Source organism: Alienimonas chondri (assembly GCF_013036045.1).
Lineage (GTDB): Bacteria > Planctomycetota > Planctomycetia > Planctomycetales > Planctomycetaceae > Alienimonas > Alienimonas chondri.
The window spans coordinates 1-3970 of the sequence record NZ_WTPX01000256.1 but is presented as its reverse complement, the minus strand read 5'-3'; the positions used below and the strand labels follow the sequence as shown (position 1 = coordinate 3970).

Annotated in this window: 2 protein-coding genes; both read right to left on the bottom strand. The window is 71.3% G+C overall.

What is annotated here, in order from left to right; all coding sequences use genetic code 11:
- A partial coding sequence (locus tag LzC2_RS20565) for a DUF7133 domain-containing protein (protein WP_171189903.1) occupies positions 1-2216 on the bottom strand: 2216 nt, incomplete at its 3' end.
- A gap of 80 nt (positions 2217-2296) precedes the next feature.
- Positions 2297-3970 (bottom strand): hypothetical protein (locus LzC2_RS20560; protein WP_171189902.1); only part of this gene is annotated, 1674 nt, incomplete at its 5' end.

Genomic DNA, 3970 nt, shown 5'->3' with positions numbered 1-3970 from the left:
ACGTCATGCAGGGCCAGGTCAGCCGCCAACCCGGCGGCAGCGGCGAGCGCGGCCGTCGGGGTCGCGTCGCCGGCGGTCCCCAGCCCCGCCGTCACCGTGTCGCGTCCCCGCTCCCCGAGCAGCGCCGTCGGATTCGCTCCCCGCCGCTTCAGCCCCTCGGCGGCGGCGCCCAGCAGTTCGGCCCGGCGAACGGTCCCGTCGGTCCGACGCCACAGGTTCGTTAGTAGTTCGTCCGATGCCTCGTCGGCTCCGTACCTCGCGACGTGAGCCATGAAGCGGTCGACCTCGGCCGCGGCGAACGACGGTTCGGCCGGGGCGAGCAGGTCGGCCAACAGCCGCGCCCCGCCCGGCGTGGGAACGGCGACGAGAACCCCGGCGAGGCGTCGGCGATCGGCGGGCTCGAACGCTTCGACTGCGAATTCGTCCGCATCCTCCGAGGCGGTCAGACAGTCCCGCAGGCCGATGCGGAGTTGATGGATCAACATCGTGTCATCCGGCGCGTCGGCTTCCGTCGCGGCGAGGGCCTCCAGCAGCGGGCGCACGTGCCCCGCCGCGGGGCGGCGACCGAGCGCGTCGGCCGCGGCTCGCCGGACGAACGGGTCGGCGTCCGTCAGCAGCGTGCGGGCCAGGTCGACATCGGAGGCGGACCATGCCTCGCGGTCGCCGAGAATCTTCGCCGTGTGAATCCGCACGACGGCTTCCGGATCGGAGCCGAGCGCCGCGAGCCGGTCTTCGGTTAGCCCCCCGGTCCGGTGCAGCGCCCAAGCGGCGTGCACGCGGAAGGTCGGGCCGGTCTCCGACAGACGCGTCTCCAGCGTCGGGCGGCCGGTGGAGCCGATGCGGTCGACCCACTCGTGCGTCGCCGCGGTACGGACCGTGATGTTCGGATCGGCGAAGCGATCGGCGAGGTTGTCGGCCGACAGCCGCGTCAGATCGACCGCCGCCGCCGGTTCGCCGGCTTCCGAACCCTCGCCCCGCCAGACGATCCGCCAGATGCGGCCCCGACGACGGTCGCGGGCCGGGTGGGCGAGGGGGACTTCGTAGTGCCCGATGACCGCGTTGTAGAAGTCCGCCAGATACAACGCCCCGTCCGGTCCGAGCGTGACGTACACCGGCCGGAACCACGGGTCGTCGCAGCGGACGAAGTCCGGTTGCTTGTCGGCGTGGGCCGTCGAACCCTTCCAGGTCACCCGGTCGCGGTGTACCCGGCCGGTGACGGGGTTGCATAGATACAGCGCGTCCCGGAACTCCTGCGGGAAGTGTTCGGCGTCGTACCACGCGGCGCCGCAGATGCCGGTCGAACCGTGATTGTGGTCGATCATCTCCGGTCCGAACCCCAGCCCGTCGTCCGGCTTGCCGAAGCTCGGGTAATAGGCGCCGCGGAGCAGCAGCGTCAGCGGTCGGGAATGGCAGTCCGCGTTGTAGGCGTTGCCCAGCGGGTCGAACGTCAGACCGAACGGGTTCACCTGCCCGCGGGTGAACGCCTCCAACCGCGACCCGTCCGGCCGGAAACGATAGGTATTGCCGGAGTTGAGGTGCAGCGTCGAACCGTCGGAGCCGGTCAGATGGGAGTCGTTGCGGAACCCGTGACAGGCGTAGATCCAGCCGTCCAGCCAGCGGGTGAACGAGTTCGTCATCCCGTGCGTGTCGAGGTTGCCGTACCCGGTGACGACCGGCGTCCGCGGTCCGCCGTCGGCCGCGGTCCGCCACACGTTTGGAATCGAATAGACCAGCGCCTCACCGCGGTCCTCGTCGGTCGCGCCGCCCCTCTCGCCACCCGCCGCGCCGCCCAGCGGCAACAGGCCGATCGGAATATTCAAGCCGTCTTCGACGTGCGTGACGGAGCGGGCCAAGCCGTCCGGGGTGAAGTCCGTCAGCACGGACAGCCGATCGCGCGGCGGCCCGGGCGTCATGCCGTCCATCCCCTCGGCCCGCGGCTGAATGCCCGGCCCCTCGACCGGGTAGGGGTAGGTCGTCGAGTGCGTCACCCAGAGTCGCCCGGCCGCGTCGAACGCCAGATTCATCGGCTGGCCGATCTCCGGCTCGGCGGCGACGAGTTGGATCTCGAACCCGGGCGGCAGCTGGAACCGGTCCCGCTGCTCGATGGGCGAGAGAGCCTCCGTCGGCGCCACCAGGGTCGGGTCGGGCGGCTGAACGGCGAGCAGCGCCGCGCACAGGGCCGGAACGGAGGCCGAGAGCGCGGCGGCACAGAACATGAGCGATCGACGGGCGGGGAGCGGGGGGACGCCATGACGGTACCGACCTCCCCCGACCGTCGCTCGACCGATGACCTCGGTCACTCAACCTCTTCGGATCGTTCGGCGGGGGCGGACAGGGCGTCGATGACGGCGGTCCACGCTTCGGCCTCGTCGCCGGTGGTTTCGGCCCAGGTCCTTGCTCGTCGGAGGAACGCGGCTCGCGGGGCGGCGGAGGCGGGGGAATTCGTCGTCGCCTGGGCGAGCGACAGGCCGGCCGTCGCGATCTCCCGGGCCTCGCCGGGACGCTCGGCGGCGTCCAGCAGCGCCGTGACCGCCTCGAACGGGGCTTTCGCGTCCGCGGACGGGCTCCGCAGGCGTCGGAGCACGGCGAGTCGAATCATCGTCAGGCGGGCGTCGGCGGCGTTGGTTTTGCCGACGGCCTCGCCGACGAGGAAGACCGGGGTGAGTTCGTTCTCCCGGCCGATTTCCTTCGCGGAGGTCGCCAACAGTTCGAGCGTTCCGATCACCGGCGGCCCGCCGGACGGGCCGGGGGCGACGATCGCGTGCAGCGGGGCGCGGGTCGGCCCTATGGGTTGGCCGTTGGGCCGCTCACCGTCGGGATCGAACCGTGTGAACTGGGCCAGCAGCGAGACGCGCGTTTTGGCCGGAAGGGCGGCGAGAGCCTCCAGCAGCAGCGCCGCCTCGTCCGCCGGCAACTCGACTCCCTGACGGGACTCCGAGATGTGGGGCAGACCGTCCAACTGCTTGAGCAGCCCCAAGGCTTTGTCGAGAGCCTCTTCATGCACCTCGTCAGCCTGATGAGCATCGTCCGCCTTGGCACGAGCCTCGACGCCGTGCACGTAGTCGGTGGCGGCGGCGATCAACCGCCGGCGTTCCGTCGCGAGCAGGTACTCCGCCCCCACGCCGCCGCGGAGCCGATCGAGTTCCAGGTAACGTTCGATGAGATTCGACCCGCGATCCGCGTTCCCCCAGCGGAGTTTCTCCCGGGCGAGGCGGCGGAGCAGGGCGAGGTTGCCCCGCTCGTCGACGGCCAGCACGCCGACCGCGGCTTCCAGGGTGACGGCCGCTTCGATCGAGGCGACGTCCGCATCCAGAGCGGCGACCGCGGCATGGGCGGCGAGTTCCGCGTCCCGACGGTCCTCGCTCGCCCACACCTTCTTACGCAGCGAGGCGAGCGGCGCCTCCGCGTCGCCGTTCGCGACAGCGAGATAGGTTTCGATCAAAGCCTTGGCGGACTCGTCGGTCCGCGTCGCCAGTCGTGTGCGAATCGCTTGCGACTTGTCCGCGCGGGCGCTCCAGGAGGACAGCAGCCCGACGGCGCTGTTGGGAGGGTCGTCGGAGAGTGCGTTGTCCCGGCCGAGGTACGGAAAGACCTTTTCGGAATGCTCCGGCGGCAGCACGATGTCGAGGAGAACGGCCGCGACCGCGTCGGGATCGGCGTCGTGGGCGTCCCATGTCGTGGCGATGCGATCGAGCAGCAGGGCGACCGAGGCATCGCTCAAGACCTCTCGACCCTCCCCGCCGACGGGCGAGCCGCCGCCGAGCGTTTCGCGGACGGCTCGGATCGAGAACGCCGTCAGTCCGTTCTCCGCTGCCAGCGCCGCGAGGTGCAACGCCCGGCGGGCTCGGGGTCCGGGGGCGATGGGGAGGTCTGCGGGCTCAGCCGATTCAGCAAGGTCTCGGTCCAGCAGGCGGCCCAAAAGTTCAGTCCAGAGCGCCGCCGCGGCGTCGTCGTCCCCCCGGGCGAGGGC